Source organism: Kribbella sp. NPDC104740 (genome assembly GCF_055583505.1).
This window is the reverse complement of sequence record NZ_JBVJNV010000003.1, coordinates 495015-512189: the sequence shown is the minus strand read 5'-3', so window position 1 is coordinate 512189 and position 17175 is coordinate 495015. Positions and strand designations below refer to the sequence as shown.

Below are 17175 nucleotides of genomic sequence, written 5' to 3'. Positions count from 1 at the left end.
CAGGCGGGAAGACATGGGTATGCGTCCCCCATATTTCCGCAAGCGTTCGCTTCGGCCTACGTGTCCCGCAAACGCTTGTTTTGCAGCTGTCCGCGGGACGGTGACTGGGGGACGACCGCCCCGCGGCAGCAGCGCCTGTACCGGTGGGCCTCTGGTGGAAGGCTTTCCCGGTTCAGGAATTCATGGGTGGCGGGCGGCCGTCAGCGGCCCCCGCTGCTCGGTGTGGTCGTGGCGGGCCTCCCGGTGTCGATCTGCTGGAACGCCGAGAACGATGCCTGAGCGGTCAGGGGACGGACAAGTGCCGTGGGCCCCCATCTTTGGCCGGGGGCGGGGGCAAGGAACATGGGGGCGAATCCCCCATGTGGGTACGGCGTCCGGCTGGCACGGTGGACGGGTGTACAGCCCAGCTCCCGGTCTTCCGGTCTCAGCCCACTCGGTGCTCGACGTCGTGCCGCAGCCGGCTGGGCAGTCCGCCGCCGCCGCGGTGCGGGAGACCGTGGAGGTCGCGCAGACCGCCGACGATCTCGGCTACCGGCGCTTCTGGGTCGCTGAGCACCACGGGGTGCGTGGGGTGGGTAGTGCGGCGCCGGCGGTGCTGGCCGCCGTACTGGCTGCTCGGACGGACCGGATCCGGCTGGGCTCCGGGGGAGTGCTGCTGGGCAACCACAGGCCGCTGCTGATCGCCGAGCAGTTCGCTGCGCTGGCCGCGGCGTACCCGAGCCGGATCGACCTCGGGGTCAGCGAAGGCAGCGTGTCTGCTCCTTGTACCGCGGCTGCGCTCGGCTGGTCCGGTGACGCGCGGGAGACGTTCCCGCAGCGCCTGGACGAGCTGTGCCGGTTCCTGCGTGACGGACTGCCCGGACGGACCCCGGTAGGGGACGTCCGCCTCACGCTGGCCGGGCTGCCGCCGCCGGTGTTCGTGCTGGCGAACCGGCCGGCCACGGCGCAGCTGGCCGCGGTACGAGGGCTGCCGATCTTCCTGACCGCGTCGGAGACGACCGTCGCGGCTGCGGCGGCGTACCGGGACACGTTCGAGCCGACCGGTCCCACTGGCAAGCCCTACCTGGGGGTGTCGGTTGGAGTCGTTGCCGCCGACACCGACGAGGAGGCGCTGAACAGGCTGGCCGAGTACGTCCGGGTGAAGCACCGGCTGGCCGCTGCGTCGCCGCGGGCCACTCCGGCCGAGCTGCTCGAGTTGCTGGAGCCCCCGATCACCGGACGGGAGAGGGGCCGGGCCGAACGGCTCCTGGACGACCCCGGTCACATCGTCGGCTCCCGCTCGACCGTCGCGGCCGGACTGGCCAAGCTGGCCGCCGGGACCGGTGCGGCCGAGATCATGCTCGCCCCCCTCGCGTACGACGGCCTGGTGCGCTCCTCCATCCTCCGTACGGTCGCGGCGGCCCTGACCCGGGCGATCCGGACCGTTCCCCGCTCTGCCCCGCACTTCGTAGCAACTGCCTAAAGTGGGTACTGCCCCACCCATGGAAAGGCAGAGCATGTCGCGCGAGCAGGATGTCGTCCAGCAGTGTCCGGCCGAGCTGTTCATCGGCGGCAAGTGGCGAGCGGCCGAGGGCGGCAGAACGCTCGCCGTCGAAGACCCCTCCACCGGTACGACGCTCGTCCAGGTCGCCGACGCCTCCCCGGCCGACGGCCGCACAGCGCTCGACGCCGCCGTCGCCGCGCAGGCCGACTGGGCCGCGACCGCTCCGCGGGAGCGCGGCGAGATCCTCAGAAGAACGTACGAGCTGATGACCGAGCGCGCCGACGAGCTGGCGCTGCTGATGACGCTGGAGATGGGCAAGCCGGTCGCCGAGTCCAAGGGCGAGATCGCGTACGCCGCCGAGTTCTTCCGCTGGTTCGCCGAGGAGGCGGTCCGGATCGACGGCGGCTACCAGGTCGCGCCGAACGGGCAGGGCCGGTTCCTGGTGATGCGGCAGCCGGTCGGGCCGTGCCTGCTGATCACGCCGTGGAACTTCCCGGCCGCGATGGGCGCCCGCAAGATCGGCCCGGCGGTCGCGGCCGGCTGCACGATGGTGATCAAGCCCGCCGCGCAGACGCCGCTGTCGATGCTGAAGCTGGCCGAGCTGATGACCGAGGCCGGGCTGCCGGCCGGCGTACTGAACGTGATCACGACCAGCGACTCCGGCGGCGTGATGGAGCCGCTGATCCGCGACCCGCGGGCCCGGAAGCTGTCGTTCACCGGCTCGACGCCGGTCGGGCAGAAGCTGCTGGAGCAGGCGTCGGAGCAGGTCCTCAGGACGAGCATGGAGCTCGGCGGCAACGCACCGTTCCTGGTCTTCGCCGACGCCGATCTGGACCAGGCCGTCGAGGGCGCGATGCTGGCCAAGATGCGCAACGGCGGCGAGGCCTGTACGGCGGCCAACCGGATCTACGTGCAATCGTCCGTGCTGGAGGCGTTCGCGACCAAGCTGACCGAGAAGATGGCCGCGCTGACGGTCGGCCGCGGCACCGAGGACGGTGTCGACGTCGGCCCGCTGATCGACGCCAAGCAGCGCGCCAAGGTCAAGGAGCTGGTCGACGACGCCGTCGAGCAGGGCGCCCGCGTCCTCACCGGCGCGGAAGTTGCCGAGGGCAAGGGATACTTCTACCCGCCGACCGTGCTCACCGACGTACCGAAGTCGGCGCGCCTGCAGAAGGAGGAGATCTTCGGCCCGGTCGCGCCGCTGACCGCGTTCGAGACCGAGGACGAGGCGGTCGCGATGGCCAACGACACCGAGTTCGGCCTGGTCTCGTACCTGTTCACCAACGACCTCGGTCGCGCGCTGCGGGTCTCGGAGAAGCTGGAGACCGGCATGATCGGCCTCAACCAGGGCATCGTCTCCAACCCGGCCGCGCCCTTCGGCGGCGTCAAGCAGTCCGGCCTCGGCCGCGAGGGCGGCAGCGTCGGCATCGACGAGTACCTCGAGGTCAAGTACGTCGCGGTCAACCTCGGCTGATCACTCCGTCAGCCACTGCTGGATCGTCTCCTGGTCGGGCCGCGGTGACGTGCCGATCGCGTGCGGGACGAAACGGGCGTAGTAGTCGGTGATCGGTCCGTCGGACTCGCGGACCATCATCCCGGCCGCGGCGCCGTCGACGATCCAGCTGCCGATCACCGCCCGGTTCCCCTCGTACGACGGCAGCGGGCTCCACTCCTGGTACACCATCGTCTCGGTGTCGTACGGCCCGTCGTGCACGTGGTCGTCACCGCCGATGGTGTGGATCCGGATGTTGCTGCCCTCGCGCCCGTGCAGCGGTTTGGCGACCCATTCGAGCAGGTCACCGGGGTTGTCGAAGTACGCCGGGAGCAGGTTCGGGTGGTCGGGGTACAGCTCCCACAGCACCGGCAGGATCGCCTTGGTGGACAGCATCGTCTTCCAGATCGGCTCGATCCACTGCACCGGCTCGCGCTCGGTCCCGGCCAGCAGGTACCGCCCGAACTCGTCGTCGAGCATGTCCTCCCACGGGTACAGCTTGAACGCGGTCCGGATCTTCCGCCCGCCCCAGTCGACGAACGCGCGCTGGTTCGACTCCCAGCCGAGGTCCTCGATCTCGTGCCCGTACGTCGCCAGGCCGGCCATCGCCGCCGTGTCGCGCAGGTAGGCGACGGTCATCGCCTCCTCGCCGCTGGTCTCGGCGCCGGAGTTGAAGAAGTGCGCCTCGTTGCCGGGGAACCGCCCGGCGGCGCGCTGGTCGCTCCACCACTTCACCAGCCGGTCGTGCACCGAGTTCCACTGGTCGGCGTCGGGGAACACGTCCTCCAGCCAGTTCCACTGGATCACCGCCGACTCCAGCAGGCCGGTCGGGGTGTCGCCGTTGATCTCCAGCATCTTCGGCTCGACACCGTTCCAGACCAGGTCGAAGCGCGCGTACACGGACAGGTCGTCACGCTTCAGCGACTCCTGGACCAGCGGCAGCGTGCCCGGCTGCAGCCCGAGCTGGGCGTCACTGAAGCGATCGCCGGCGGCCATCACGGCCGCGGCGTGCTTGCACATCCCGTACAGCTCCTCGGTGACCTCCTCGAGGTGCAGCACCTCGTCCATGGTCACCTCGTACCAGGCGCTCTCGTTCCAGTACGGGCGCTCGGAGCCGTCGGGCATGTCGGTCATCGGGAAGACCAGCCCCTGCTCGACGACGGTGTCGCGCCAGTCCTTGCGGGGCTTGATCGAGTGCCGCCACATCAGCCGCCAGAGCTCCCCTTGCCCGATTTACCGAACCCGCCGCGCGAGATCGTCCCGATGTCGCCGCCCTTGGTGTCCAGGCCGCCGCGCTTGATCGTCGGGCTGCCGCTGCCGCCCTGGCTGGTGCGCGGGATCGTGTACGTCCCCTGGCCGGCGTTGTAGCGGCCGCCGATCGGCGGCACCAGCCCGCCGCCGCGGGTGGCCATGTAGAACCAGAAGAAGCCCGCGCCGGAGCCGTGGTACTCGCGCTCGTCCTTGCAGTTGCTGTCGTCGGTGCGCTGCTCGGTCTGCGGGTCGACGCAGATCGCGGCGTACTCCGGCTGGTCGTCGTCGCTGGAGCAGCCGGTCAGCGAGGCCGCGACCAGCGCGGTCAGGCCGAGCGTGATCCCGACACTGCGCATCCGGCGGTCGCTCATCGTCGTCCCTCCCCCTCGGCCGGCGGTTTCATCGAGAACATCACCGCGGCACCCACCACCATCGTCACACCCACCACAACCAGCGGCCCGGTACCCACGTCGGCCACCGCCAGCACGAGCACCGTCACGAACGACACCGTCGCCAGCGCCGGTACGACGAGCCGCTGCACGACGCGGCCACGGATCTGGCCGTTGAAGTACACCGGTACGGCGACGGCCGTCGCCAGGTAGTACAGCGAGACCAGGATGGACACCGCCGCGACGGAGTCGGCCAGGACGGCGTCCGAGGTGAGCACCAGGGTCACGTAGATCAGCACGCTGGCGGCCGCGAACACCCAGGTCGAGACGCTCGGCGTGTGGTACCGCTTCGAGATCCGGGCGAACCGGCCGGGGAACGCGTCGCGGCGGGCCATCGACAGCATCGTCCGGGCGGTCGGCAGGATCGTGGTCTGGGTGGAGGCGAGCGCCGAGACCAGTACCGCGGCGATCAGGAGCTTGCCGCCCGCCGTACCGAGCAGGTCCTGGCCGAGGACGGCGAAGAAGTCGTCGTCGGCGATGCCGGCCAGCTGCTCGGTTCCGGCGTACGCGACGGCGGCCCAGGCGACCACGACGTACAGGACGACCAGGATGGCGTTGGAGACGAGTGCTGCGATCGCTGGTGTGCTGCGCGGGTTGCGGGACTCCTCGTTGACGCTGAACGACGAGTCCCAGCCCCAGTAGAGGAACACCGCGACCAGTACGCCGGCGGCCCAGGCGCCCTGACCTGTGTCGGAGAAGGCCGGGATGCTGAGCGTGCCGGCCTCGCTGAACGCTCCGACGACGAACCAGAGCAGTGCGATCAGTTCAACCGACAGGAGCAGCAGCTGTGTGCCCGCTGCGACCCGCACGCCGCGGTAGGCGAGCAGAGCCATCACCAGGATGAAGACCGTGCCCAGTGCGGCCTGGGCGAGCCGGGACTCCTCTGCACCGTCCAGACCGAGCAGTGCGTAGGTGTAGACCGAGGCGACCTGCGCCAGGTTGCTCATCACCAGTACGCAGGCCATGACCGTGGTCCAGCCGACCATGCGGCCCACACCGAGCCCGAAGGCCTTCTCGGTCCACGGGAACGTCGTACCGCAGTCCGGCTCGGCCTGGTTGAGCTCACGGAAGCAGAGCGCGACCAGCACGACCGGTACGGCGCTGAGCGCCAGCACCAGCGGCGCAGCGGCCCCGGTGTACGCAGCGAGCAGCCCTACCGACACAGCCAGTGAGTACGCCGGTGCGGTGGACGAGACGCCGATCGCCGTCCCTGCTCCGACGCCCAGGGCGTCACGGCGCAGGTTGCGGCCGCGTGACCGCGACTCCGTCGTCGTCACAGTGCCCCACCCTCTGGTTGCCGGACCATCTCGATCAGCCCCCAGAGTGCCATCCCACCCGGGTCTGCGCTCAGCTGACTGCACGTACTGACGTGCTCAGCGCTTCATCAGTTCCGTCACGGTGACGAGTTCGAAGCCCTTCGCGCGGAGCGCGGTGACGATCGGGACGATGGCTTCGTCGGTGTACGGCGCGTTGTCGCCGCCGTGCATGTGCAGGACGACGATCGAGCCGTTCTGCGCGTGGCTGAGAACCTGCTTGACGATCGGCTTCGGGGACTTGGCGAAGCCGTCCGCGCCCGGGACGTCGAGGCCGACCGCGGTGACGCCGGCCGGGGCCAGCTCGTGCAGCGCCGTACCGTCGTAGCAGCCGCCGGGGAACCGGAACCAGCGGGTGGCGTGCGGGTCGAGCCGGTCGAGGATCGTGACCGCCCGGCGTACGTCGGTGAGCATCGCCGGCTTCGGGACGGTGCCGAGGGTGTAGCAGTGCTTGGTGAACGCGCGGTGGTCGTAGGTGTGAGTGCCGAGCTCGAACAGCGGGTCGGCGGCGAGCTCGCGGGTGCGGTCGGGGTACTGCTCCATCCACAGGCCGGTGAGGAAGAGCGTCGCCGGGACCTTCAGCTCGCGCAGGTGCTGGAAGAGGGCGTCGTTGTAGTACGACTTCACCTTGCCGCTGGTGAGCCGGCGCTGCATCGCGGTGGTGAGGTCGGCGTCGAAGGTGAGCGCGATCCGCGGCCTGTCCCGCGGACCGTGCTGCACGATCGGCATCAGGTTCTGCTCGTGCGACTCACCGGGCCTGGTGCTGGGCTTCGGGGTCGGCGTCATCGTTGGCGTCGCCGCCTGTGTTGTCGCAGTCGGCGGTGGAGCAGTCGTCGTCGGTTGGACATCTCCACACCCGACGAGCAGCACCGCGCACAACGCCACCAACACCCATCCCCGTGCCCCAGTCACAGGACACGAGTATGCGTCACTCCACGGTCAACGTGAGCCTCCAGGTACCACCGCAGCGTCGCCGCGGTGTCGTCCGGAGCCGCCCAGCCGTTCACCACGGCGAGCAGTTCGAAGTACGTCTCCCGCCGTAACCACCTCGTCCGGCCGAAGCGACGCGCCCGTGTAGCCGTCGACCAGCTCCCGCATCAGTTCCCGGAAGTCCGCGTCCTGCGCCAGTTCGGCCAGCCGGACCCAGGCCTCGATCTGCTCCACCGACGCGTCGTCCGGCAACTCCGGCATCATCGACCGCCGGGCCGCCGCCAGCGCCGGCTCAGGTGCCGTGAAGACGCTCGCCAGGAAGTCGTCCACCACAGCAGCGCGCCCAGCCGACGACAATGCTCCCAACCGCTGAAGCGATCCCAGCCGCCCGGCCCCCAGCCCTTCTTCCCCGCCGCCCCTCGCCGTGGGGGAGGGGCGGCGGGCTGCTCGCAGGACGGCCTGTCGCAAGCGGAGCGTCTGCTGCTGGGCCTCCAGCGCTTCCTCCTCCAGCCTGATCAGCTGTTCGAGAGCAACGGCGCCGGCGAGCAACTGCTCGATCCGCGCCAGCGGAAACCCGAGATCCCGCAGTGCCCGGATCAGCTCCAGCCGCGACAGTTCGCCGATCGAGTAGGTCATGCCCTCAACTCTGCGGTCTCCACCCAGGGGAGACTCAAGCCACCAGGTCGTTCGCCGACCGCAGCACCGGTACGCCGACCTCGGCCGGCGCCGTGGCGCCGGTGACGTGGAAGGTGTGCGACTCGCCCGCGGACAGGGTGATCAGGCAGCTGTCGACCTTCGCCGCGGCGTCGAGGCGGTCCGGGAACAGCGCCAGGTCCTTCGCGAGCGCGGTCGCCGTCACGGTCACGTCGTAGCCGCCCTCAACAGCCGTAACCGAAGCCGTGTAGGCGTCGCCCGCGAGCCGCAGCGACGTGTCCTCGACGAAGTACCAATACGCCGAGCTGCCGTCCGCGCCCCGGACCTCGAGGTACTCCGTGGTCGGGTCGCCCGCCTTCGTCAGCGACTCCGGCAGCGTGTTCAGCACCGCCGACCGGGCCCCGGCCTCCAGCGCGAACGTCTCCTGCGCGAGTACCGCGCCACCGGCCGTCGTGCTCCGCCGGGCGACAGTGATCGAGGTCGACCAGGTCGAGTCGGTGTCGTTGTGCCCGGCAACCACCAGCTCGTGGTCGCGCGGCTGCACGGTGAGCAGACGGTCGGCGTACGCGTGCTTGAGCGCGTGCCAGAGCGGCTTGCGGTGCCCATGCCCGTCGACCGCCGCCCACGAGATCACCGGCCAGTTGTCGTTCAGCTGCCAAACGATCGTGCCGGTGTTCAGCGGGAACAGGCTGCGCCAGTGCTCGATGCCGTAGGCAACGGCCCGGGCCTGGTTCAGCTGCGTCGTCCAGTGCCAGTCGTCGATGTTCTTCCACACCGGCAGGTGCTCACCGAGGCCGCGCTCCAGCTTGAGGTTGCCCTCGAACGCCTTTTGGTGCACGAGCATCTGCTCGCCGTACGGGTCCAGCGGCTGGTCGTGCACGACCGAGGTCAGCGTCGACCAGGCCGGCGGGCCCTGGAAGCCGAACTCCGAGACGAACCGCGGCTGGTACTTGCGGTACGTCGAGTAGTCGACCTGGTTCCAGACGTCCCAGACGTGCATGGTGCCGTTGCGCTCGTCGTTGGGGTGGATGAAGTGGTCGTAGGAGTACGGGCTGCCCGGCGAGTACGGCGTCCGCGGGTCGAGCTCGGCGACGATCTTCGGCAGCAGGTCGAAGTAGTAGCCCTCGCCCCAGGTCCGCCCGGCGAGCGGCTGCCGCCAGCCCCACTCGACGTAGCCCCAGATGTTCTCGTTGTTGCCGTTCCAGACCGCGAGGCTGGCGTGCTTGCTCAGGCGCGCGACGGCCTCGCGAGCCTCCGCCTCGACCTCGCTGCGCAGCGGCTCGTCCTCCGAGTACGCCGCGCAGGCGAACAGGAAGTCCTGCCAGACCAGCACGCCGAGCTCGTCGCAGACGTCGTAGAAGTCGTCGGTCTCGTAGATGCCGCCGCCCCAGACCCGGAGCAGGTTCATGTCGGCGTCGATCGCGTCGGTGATGCTGCGCTCGTACGTCGACCGGTCGAGCCGGGTGACGAACGCGTCGTCCGGGATCCAGTTCGCGCCGCGGACGAAGACCGGTTTGCCGTTCACGGACAGGACGAACGGGCCGCCGTGCTCGTCGGGGGCGACGTCGATCGTGATCGTCCGGAAGCCGACCCGGCCGGTCCAGCCGCCGGTCTGCTCGCCGGCGCTCAAGGACACTGCGACGTCGTACAGAGGCTGCTCGCCGTGCCCGCGCGGCCACCACTTGTTGACGTCAGCAACTGTTGCCTGCACCGAAGCTTCCGTGGTGCCCGCGGCAACGGTCACCTCGTTGCTCGTGCCACCGACCTCGACGCGGATCGTTGCCTCGGCGCTGAATCCCTCGGCCCAGGCGAGCGCGACCTTCGCGTCCAGCGTGCCGTTCGACCCGTCGAGACCCGCCAGCGGGCGGACGGAGTCGATCCGGACGCCGGTCCAGGAATCGATCCGGATCGGCTTCCAGATCCCGGCCGTCGCGACGTCCGGTCCCCAGTCCCAGCCGAAGTTGCTGGCCATCTTGCGGATCGCGTTGTACGGGTGCAGGTTCGTGTGCGGCCAGCGCCCGCGCTGCTCGGCGATCTCGTTCGCGGTGGCCACCGGGCCGGCGAACTCGATCACCAGCTCGTTGCTCCCAGCAACGAGCAGCGCGGTGACGTCGAACCGGTACGAGCGGTGCTGGTTCCAGGTCTTCGCGATCTCGGTGCCGTTCAGCGTGACGGTCGCGACAGTGTCGAGGCCCTCGGCCACCAGCTCCTGGACCGCGTGCCCGTCGGGCGCCCAGTCGAAGGTCGTCCGGTAGCTCCAGCTGGTCCGGCCGATCCAGTGCAGCGCGCCTTCGTTGGCGCCGGCGAACGGGTCCGGGATGACGCCGGCCGCGAGCAGGTCGGTGTGCACCTCGCCGGGCACGGTCGCGGCGATCGGCGCGGTGAGCAGGGCCTGATGCGCGTCCGGCACCTGACCGGCCACGGCGCGCACGGTCCAGCTGATGCCGTTGTCAGAGGTGAGATTCAAAGAAGTACTTTCTATGAATTGGTGAGGGCTCCGAGCCACAGATCGGCCAGCAGGCGGTGGCCCGCGGCCGTCGGGTGCACGCCGTCGTCGGCGAGCGTCTCCGGGCCGACCTCGGCCGCCCGGGCGGTAAACTCGACGTCCGCGGGGACCAGCAGCGCGCCGTACTCGGTCGCGAGCCGGCGGACCACCTCGAGCTTCGGGTCCAGGTCCTCGCGCCAGCCGCGTTGCTCGTCGTCCACCGGGACGAGGAACGGCTCGACCAGCACCAGCCGGACGCCACTCAGCGGGTCGAGCAACTTGCGGTACGACGCCTCGAACTGCTCCGCCGACGTCGGGTCGTCCTCGTCGTAGCGCCGCCAGGTGTCGTTGATCCCGATCAGGATCGAGACCAGGTCGGGCTGGTGCGCGAGGACGTCGGTCTCCCAGCGGGCGACCAGGTCGACCGCGCGGTTGCCGCTGATGCCCGCGTTGACGATCGTCGGGCCCGGCAGGGCGTCGTACAGGTTCTTCACGTAGCCGTCGCCGAGGCCGGCCGGGTCGGTGCGCCGGCCGCAGTCGGTGACGGAGTCCCCGGCGAACACGATGGTCCGCCAGGGGTCCAGGAGGTTGTCCGTCACAGGGTGGCCGCGTTCACGTCCCAGTCGTCCGGCAGGACCGGTGCGACCTCGACCGTGCTCGTCACGTCCACGAACGCGCCGGTGTCGATGGACTCGGTGATCGAGGCCATCACGTCGACGATGTGGAACGCCAGCGCGCCGCTGGCCCGGTGCGGCCGGTCGGCCCGGATCGCCCGCGCCATCTCCAGTACGCCGGTGCCGCGCTCGGCCGTCGCCTCGGTGGTGGCGACGGTCTCCCAGTCGTCACCGCCCCGGCGGCGGATCTTGATCTCGCCGTCGAACCGGTTCGGGTCCGGGACGGCGAGGGTCGCCTCGGAGCCGGTGATCTCGACGAACCCGGCCCGCGGCAGCGGCGAGTCGAAGCTGAAGATGCTCTGCGACGACTGCCCCGACTCGAACCGCGCGATCGCGCTGACGTGGGTCGGAACCGTCACGTCGAAGTCGGTCCCGGCGAGCGGGCCCGATCCGATCGTGCGCTTCTCACGCGACTTCGACCCCAGACCCGCGACCGCGGCGACCGGGCCGAACAGCTGCACCAGCGTGGTCAGGTAGTACGGGCCGATGTCCCAGAGCGGACCGGCGCCTTCCTGGAACAGGAACGCCGGGTTCGGGTGCCAGGACTCCGGGCCGGGGGACTGCATCAGGGTGAGCGCCGTCAGCGGCGTACCGATGTCACCGTTGGCGATCATCCGGCGCGACGTCTGCAGGCCCGGGCCGAGGATCGTGTCCGGCGCGCAGCCGAGCCGCAGCCCGGCGTCGTTGGCGGTGGCGAGCAGCTTGAGGCCGCTCTCCTGGTCGAGCGAGAACGGCTTCTCGCTCCACACGTGCTTGCCGGCCGCGATCGCGGCCAGCGCGACCTCGACGTGCGCGACCGGGATCGTCAGGTTGACGACGATCTCGACGTCGGCGTTGTTGAGCACCGCCTCGGGGCCGCCGTGCGCCGCGATGCCGTACTCCTCGGCCTTCGCCTTGGCCGCCTCCGGGCGCAGGTCGCCGATCGCGACGACCTTCAGGTCCGGGAAGCTCTGCATGCTCTTGATGTAGGCGTCGGAGATGACTCCGGCGCCTATGACCCCTACGCCGACCTGGGTCATGCCTGGTCCTGCCCGGTGAGGTAGCGGAAGCTGCCCTCCACCGCGTCGAAGATCTCGCCGGTGAAGTCGTCGAGCTCGACCACGCGCAGCGCCGTCGGGGCGGCGGCCAGGATGTCGTTGACGGCGATGGTGCCGTCGCCGACCGCGACCTGCGCCTTGTTGTCCAGGGTGCCGTCGCCGTCCTTGACGTGCAGCGCCTTCACCCGGTCACCGAGCCGCCCGAGCAGAGCCGGTACGTCGGCACCGCCGACGGCGGCCCAGTAGGTGTCGACCTCGAGGATGACCTCGTCGGACAGGTGGTCGGCCAGGATCTCCAGGGCGTGCACCCCGTCGATCACCGACTCCAGCTCGAAGTGGTGGTTGTGGTAACCGACGGTGATGCCGTGCTCGGCGCCGACCTTGGCGGCGGCGTTCAGCCCTTCGGCGATCACCTTGATCTCGTCCGCCGACTGCCAGCGCGCCGGGTCGGTGTGCGGGTCGATGACCGTCCCGATCCCGAGCTGCTGGGCAGCCTCGAAGATCGGCCCGTTGTCGTCCCGGAGCAGCCCCGCGTGCGTGCTCGGCGCCGACAGTCCGTACTTGGGCAGCGCGTCGGCCAGCTGGGCGGCGAGATTCACCAGCCCGAACGGCTCCACCTTGGTGTACCCGATCTCGGCGATCCGAGCCAGGGTGGCGTCGAAGTCCTCCTCCAGCTTGTACCGCACGGTGTAGAGCTGAAGGGACAGGTTGTCCACTGCGACCATGCTTCTCTCCTCGTTCGCCATGGCTCCTCCGCTGCCCAGAGTCCCCACGACATCCTTGACCGAACCGGTTAAGTAACGCCCCGCAGACTATCCCAGGATGCCCCGGCAGGACCAGAGTCCAACCAGGGTCCGGGCAATCTGAGCAAGCGCTTACCGCCGATCAGGAGCACGACCGGCACCGCAGCACCGTCACCGGCTCAGGAGTTCGCGGTCCAGTAGTTCAGGTTGAGATTGCCGGTCGGCAGTTCGACCCGGACGGTGTGGTGAGAGCCGGCCGGCAACGAGAAACCGCCCGCCTCGACGGTCCGGTAGTTCTGCCAACCACCGGTCACCGGAATCGTGACCGTCGGTCCTGGCTTTCCGTCGACCACGACGCGCAGCGTCGCGCCGGGGTTGGGAGTGGCCACCCTGACGGTCATCCGGACGTCACCCTGGAGCGGCAGCTCCTTCCACTCCAGCCATTCTCCGGCCGCGGTGGCACCGACGTTCCACCCTCCACCGGCGTCCGGCGTTCGTTCGACGTCGAGGCTGCCGTCGCGGTAGGTGCCCAGAGTGTTGGCCGCGGTCGTGTCGAAGACGCTGTCGGCGGACTCGGCCTCGACCCGCAGGGTCGACGGGAACGGGGTCCGGGAGTAGCGACGGGTGATGTTGATCATCTGGTTGGGGTAGTCGGTCAGCCGCTGGTCGTAGCTTCCCTCGGCAGTACGCAGGACGGCTGCGTTCTCCTGCCAGTCGGTGAACCCCTCGATCAGGGTGATCTTGGCGCCGGACCCGGCGGTGGCGGCGAGGTTCGCGGCATAGGCCTGGCCGTGGCGAGGTTCGATGACCATGTTCGTGCTTCCGGACACGAAGCGGAATCCCGGCACGGCCACCCCGAACGTGTTGTTCTTGAAGGTGGTCAGGCTGGAGCCCGGGCCGGGCACGGTGAACCAGCTGTCGACGCCGTCGACGACCTCGGAGACCGCCGGATCCTCCTGGAGCCAGTTCTGGTCGACCACGAGGTAGGGGGTGATCCCGAACTCGGCCTGGGCCCGGGACCGCAGGTACCGCAGGAGCTCGGCGGCGTTGCCGTTGCCCTGGTTGGTGAACGCGAAGTCACCGATCGACCACGACAGCACCAGCGGCCGGCCGTCGACCTTGAAGCGCAGGGTGTCGGGAACCTGCCGGTAGAACTCGCGCAGGTTGTTCTCCCACAGGTACTGGTACCCGCCTTCGCCGGATCCGTCGGGATCGGCGAGGTCGAACTTCGGCTCGTAGCCGCCGGTGCGATGCTTGACCTGGTTCTTCTTGTCGGTCAGTGACGCCGGTGTGTCGTCGAACGCGGCGATCTTCAGCCGATCGGCGACCCCGCGGCGATCGATCGCGGCGACCAGCGCGCCGAGACCGCGCGGGTCTCCGCTCCCGGAGGGCACCGCACTGCCCGGCACGAAGCCCCGGGTGTTGACCGCGACGTAGTCCACTCCGGCGCTGACCAGCTGCTCGACGTAGTTGTCCCAGAAGACGGCCAGGTCTCCGGTCGGCCTGAACATCGGGATGTTGTGGATCCGGCTGCCCTGGTTGTTGTACGGCGCCCCGCGGAGGGTGTCGCTGTCGAACCCGAAGGTCACCCCCACGAAGCCGCTGGTCGCGGCCGGCGCCGGCCGGACGTCGGCGTCCGCAGGTGCCACCGCCGTCAGAACGCCCAGTACCGCCAGTCCGGCGGCGGTGGTTCCCCATCGCCGGCAGATTCTGTTCATGGACAACTTCAAGCCTCCGAGATCGATCGGGCGGTCGTGACAACCACGCTGAAGGTCAGGCGGTGATTCTGAACGCGTCGATCATCCCGACCGACGTACTGCGGTTGACCACGCGGATGGTGTGCCGACCGGAGGACAGCCCGCTGCGCTGCCAGACCACCTGTTGCACCTGCCGGGTGCTGCTGCGCAGATCGACGGTCGCCTGGAACACGTTGTCCAGATAGACATCCACCGTTCCCATGTCACCGTTGCGCTCGGAGATGTACTGGATCCCGGTGCCGGTGAAGGTGTACGACGCGGCCGCGTCGACCGTCGTGGAGTAGTGCACGTCGTCGTTGTAGTCGCCGTAGCCCCGGCCGGTCGACTGGAACCAGTTGTTGTCGTAGGTGCCTTCGGTGTTGTTGACCAGGCCGCCGCCACTCGCGTTCAGGCCGAGCGACGAAGCGGTACCGCTCAGGGTCTTGGCGCCGTTGTTGCGGGCGCCGGTCAGCCTGGTCGTGGTGTAGGAGCTCAGCGGTTTGGCGGTGCGCTCGACCACGTACGTCCCGTTCGTGGCCGTGGTGAAGTCGAACTGCGCGGCGCTCGTGGTCAGCAGCACGGCGTTGTCCGAGGTCCGCCGGACACGGATCTCCTGGGTGCCCCACGGGTTCGCCACCCGTGCGGTCGCACCCCACTGGCTCCGGATGCCCACGTACTTCGTTTCGCCGGCCTCGCGTTCGGAGCTCACGACCAAGCCGTTCTTCGCCAGCAGGGTGAACTTCCCGACGAACGACGAGTTGGCCGGCACCGCCGGGAAGACCCGGACGGTGTCGTTGTACGACTGCAGGAGCGACTCGTTGAGTGCCGACAGGTGGACACCGAGGTACTCGAACACACCGTTGGTGTTGCTCGTGAGCCCGTTGGGGTAGTTCTGGTACTGCTGGAGCATTCGCTTCATGCCGGCGAAAGCTTGGTCGCCGAGGCCCAGGCGGGCGGCCTGGACCGCGTCGTTGGCCCACACGTTGCCGTACGGGAACGGCCTGCTGTTCCACGTGGTCAGGGCGGTCTGGTAGTCCGGCGCGCCGATCCCCGTCACGTTGTACGGCCAGATCAGCTCGCTGGCGACGTTCTCCCCGTTGCGGATCTGCGACGCCGGTGGCTGGTGCGGCAGGTAGGCGCCGTTGGCCTGCGGGTACGGCACCAGGTTGTCGACGATCCGCTGCCACTCCGGTCGCAGCCCGGAGTCCACACCCAGCTGCGTCGACACCTGGACGGCGATCGGGAACAGGCTTCGGACGGCCGCGAGATCGGTGATCGCGTTGCGGACGTTCCAGTACGTTTCGTGTGCGTTGGAGTTCGCCATGTAGTACTTGCCCGCGCTGTCCACCGACAGCATCCGCGAGTAGAACTTCGTGACCTCGCGGACGTACGGGTACGCGACGTCCCGCAGGTATCCGGCATCGTTGGTGTACCGGTACCGCAGGTACATGTTGTACGCCGCCTGGTAGCCCGTCGTGTAGATGTTCTTGGTGAAGTCGCTGTTCACCGTTCCGCGAGCGTTGCCGTCCCAGCCCATCGTTTCCGGCACCCACAGGCCGTCGATCCCGAACCGGGACTGCGTCAGGGACTTCAGGGCACCGTAGTTCCGGCTGTACAGCCGGTTGAAGGTGTCGAGCAGGTCGACGTGGTTGGACGCGAGGAACGAGTTGTAGACGTCCCGCTGGTTCCAGTACCAGTAGCCGTTGCTCCACTTCGCCTGGTCCGCGGTGGACCGGAAGACGCCGTTGATGAAGTGGAACGGGTAGTTGCCTCGTCCCCCGGCGGCGATCATGTAGGTCGACAGGTAGTACACGTTCTCGAGGTAGTCGGCGTCACCACCGAGGCCGCCGTACTGCACGAACGAACGGCCCCAGAAGGAGTGCCACCAGTTGCGGTAGTCGGTCAGGGACTTGCTGTACCCGTCGGTCTTGGCCGCTGCCAAGGCGCTCCGGGCGGCGTTCACCGAGTCGTGGCCGGAAGCGTTGAGGCGCGTGCTCGCGGTGAACCAGACGGTGTAGCTCGACGACGGCTGGATCGTGAGCCGTACCTTGCTGTTGTTCACCACCGAGGCCGTGTAACCCGTCCCCTCGACAGTCGCGGCGAGGGTGTAGCCGAAGTTCTGTGGGTCGGCCTGCCCGCGGCTGATACCAGCTCCGGTCGAGTCGGCGTAGCTGCTGACCTGGCGCCAGGTGTCGAGGTTGGGGACGTCGCCGCTGTTGCCGAGGTTCGCGACGTCCCACAGGGACAACTCGAGCGTCACGCCGGAGACGCCGCCGCGGGTGTCCTCGACGTGGATGCCCATGACCTCCGATCCGGGCCGGCCCATGACGGTCACCGTCCGGTTGGAGTCGTACCGGGTGGTGAGTGTTCCGTCGTACAGCGAGAGTCGCTGTTCGTAGCTGCTGTAGCCGGACTCCATCGCCGGAGTGGTCGAGAGGTTCACGAGCCCGGCGCCGAACGCCGTCTGCTGCGAGGCGTCCACGTTGGACACCTGCATGGTCAGGCCGGCCGCCTGCCACGCCATCGCTCCCGTCCGCCCGTTCCCGACGGTCAGGGCGTGCGCGGGGTTGGTGTTCGGCCGGTTGTAGACGATGTCGTGCTTGGCGAGGTAGCCGGCGTGGTCGACGTCGAGCCGGCCCGAGGACGCCGAGAACGCGACATCGCCCGGCGCGGCGGCGGCTGAGGTCGCCGGCGCCGGCGGCACGAGGAGAAGGACCGGGAGCACAGGCAGCAGGAGCCGGGTCAACTTCATGGAGCACCTTCCGGGGCGGGGAGGATGAAGGTGTATACAGGTTGCTCTCGGGCAGTGAACATCCGATGTCTCACCGTCGTCAAGCGGTCATCTTCCGCTGAACTTCACTCTTCACCAACTATTGATCGGACTTCTGACCGTGATCGACAGGTGAAAAGAGATCTCCGTGCGCCTGA

At 69.1% G+C, this 17175-nt stretch carries 13 protein-coding genes; 2 read left to right on the top strand and 11 right to left on the bottom strand.

What is annotated here, in order from left to right; all coding sequences use genetic code 11:
- Positions 1 to 394 precede the first annotated feature (394 nt).
- Positions 395 to 1462: an MsnO8 family LLM class oxidoreductase gene (locus tag ACZ6Z4_RS18525; protein WP_363671770.1), complete on the top strand. Its 1068-nt coding sequence runs from the start codon at positions 395 to 397 to the stop codon at positions 1460 to 1462.
- A 19-nt stretch (positions 1463 to 1481) separates the two neighbouring features.
- Entirely contained in the window at positions 1482 to 2957 is a 1476-nt protein-coding gene (locus ACZ6Z4_RS18520; protein WP_465565324.1) for an NAD-dependent succinate-semialdehyde dehydrogenase, read from the top strand.
- Here the strand turns inward: ACZ6Z4_RS18520 and ACZ6Z4_RS18515 are convergent, their stop codons facing one another.
- The 11 genes from ACZ6Z4_RS18515 to ACZ6Z4_RS18465 all read right to left on the bottom strand — a co-directional run bounded on the left by ACZ6Z4_RS18515 (position 2958) and on the right by ACZ6Z4_RS18465 (position 16999).
- Entirely contained in the window at positions 2958 to 4181 is a 1224-nt protein-coding gene (locus ACZ6Z4_RS18515) for a glutathionylspermidine synthase family protein (protein WP_465565321.1), read from the bottom strand.
- Positions 4181 to 4597 carry a hypothetical protein gene (locus ACZ6Z4_RS18510; RefSeq protein ID WP_465565318.1) on the bottom strand — a complete coding sequence of 139 codons (417 nt, stop codon included), beginning with the start codon at positions 4595 to 4597 and terminating at the stop codon, positions 4181 to 4183. The genes ACZ6Z4_RS18515 and ACZ6Z4_RS18510 overlap by 1 nt, the downstream gene beginning before the upstream one ends.
- Positions 4594 to 5952 carry an APC family permease gene (locus ACZ6Z4_RS18505; protein ID WP_465565315.1) on the bottom strand — a complete coding sequence of 453 codons (1359 nt, stop codon included), beginning with the start codon at positions 5950 to 5952 and terminating at the stop codon, positions 4594 to 4596. The genes ACZ6Z4_RS18510 and ACZ6Z4_RS18505 overlap by 4 nt, the downstream gene beginning before the upstream one ends.
- A gap of 96 nt (positions 5953 to 6048) precedes the next feature.
- Positions 6049 to 6774, bottom strand: a complete 726-nt coding sequence (locus ACZ6Z4_RS18500) for a polysaccharide deacetylase family protein (RefSeq protein WP_465565312.1) — start codon at positions 6772 to 6774, stop codon at positions 6049 to 6051.
- Positions 6775 to 6927: 153 nt separating this feature from the next.
- Entirely contained in the window at positions 6928 to 7554 is a 627-nt protein-coding gene (locus tag ACZ6Z4_RS18495) for a MerR family transcriptional regulator (RefSeq protein WP_465565307.1), read from the bottom strand.
- A 34-nt stretch (positions 7555 to 7588) separates the two neighbouring features.
- On the bottom strand, positions 7589 to 10039 hold the full coding sequence (locus ACZ6Z4_RS18490; protein WP_465565304.1) for a glycoside hydrolase family 2 protein: 2451 nt from the start codon (positions 10037 to 10039) through the stop codon (positions 7589 to 7591).
- Between the two features lie 11 nt (positions 10040 to 10050).
- Positions 10051 to 10656 carry an SGNH/GDSL hydrolase family protein gene (locus tag ACZ6Z4_RS18485; RefSeq protein ID WP_465565300.1) on the bottom strand — a complete coding sequence of 202 codons (606 nt, stop codon included), beginning with the start codon at positions 10654 to 10656 and terminating at the stop codon, positions 10051 to 10053.
- Positions 10653 to 11750 carry a Gfo/Idh/MocA family protein gene (locus ACZ6Z4_RS18480; protein ID WP_465565297.1) on the bottom strand — a complete coding sequence of 366 codons (1098 nt, stop codon included), beginning with the start codon at positions 11748 to 11750 and terminating at the stop codon, positions 10653 to 10655. The genes ACZ6Z4_RS18485 and ACZ6Z4_RS18480 overlap by 4 nt, the downstream gene beginning before the upstream one ends.
- Positions 11747 to 12493: a sugar phosphate isomerase/epimerase family protein gene (locus ACZ6Z4_RS18475; RefSeq protein WP_465565294.1), complete on the bottom strand. Its 747-nt coding sequence runs from the start codon at positions 12491 to 12493 to the stop codon at positions 11747 to 11749. Before ACZ6Z4_RS18475 ends, ACZ6Z4_RS18480 begins: the two co-directional genes overlap by 4 nt.
- A 197-nt stretch (positions 12494 to 12690) precedes the next feature.
- A complete protein-coding gene (locus ACZ6Z4_RS18470) occupies positions 12691 to 14229 on the bottom strand; it encodes a DUF5010 domain-containing protein (protein ID WP_465565291.1) in 1539 nt (512 codons plus the stop codon).
- A 55-nt stretch (positions 14230 to 14284) separates the two neighbouring features.
- Positions 14285 to 16999 carry a glycosyl hydrolase family 95 catalytic domain-containing protein gene (locus ACZ6Z4_RS18465; protein ID WP_465565288.1) on the bottom strand — a complete coding sequence of 905 codons (2715 nt, stop codon included), beginning with the start codon at positions 16997 to 16999 and terminating at the stop codon, positions 14285 to 14287.
- Between the last annotated feature and the right edge of the window lie 176 nt (positions 17000 to 17175).